This is a genomic window from Micromonospora sp. DSM 43699, assembly GCF_055517075.1.
This window is the reverse complement of sequence record NZ_JBTMMT010000273.1, coordinates 1-386: the sequence shown is the minus strand read 5'-3', so window position 1 is coordinate 386 and position 386 is coordinate 1. Positions and strand designations below refer to the sequence as shown.

The 386-nt window shown below is 67.6% G+C and carries 1 protein-coding gene; it reads right to left on the bottom strand.

Annotated features, from left to right (window positions below):
• Nucleotides 1-216, bottom strand: a 216-nt coding sequence (locus AC0AIB_RS31605) for a helix-turn-helix domain-containing protein (RefSeq protein WP_465098143.1), incomplete at its 3' end; no start/stop codon positions are given.
• Nucleotides 217-386 lie beyond the last annotated feature (170 nt).

Genomic DNA, 386 nt, shown 5'->3' with positions numbered 1-386 from the left:
AGCGCGGCTGGCGCTGGCCGCGCTGACCCCCAGCCGCTGCGCCAATTCGCCCACGCGCCAGCCGCGCTTGTCCTCGCCCAGCAGCTCCAGCAGCGCGCGCTGCGCCGGATGCAACGCGTGCTCGTCCGGCTCGCGCCACTGCTGCGCGCGCAGCAGCCCGGCCAGACGCTCCAGGCCCAGGGCGGTTTGGCGCAGGTGGTAAGCGGGATCGCTCATGACCATATTATTAGGACTCCTAACTAATTTGGTCAAGCGCTGTCCCGCTCGCGGCTTTCGCGCGGACAAAAAGAAAGCCCCGCCAGAGCGGGGCTTTCGGATGACGCTACCGCGGGTTACGCGATCAGAACTTGTACTGAGCCGCGATGCCGAACAGATCGGCGTGGCCC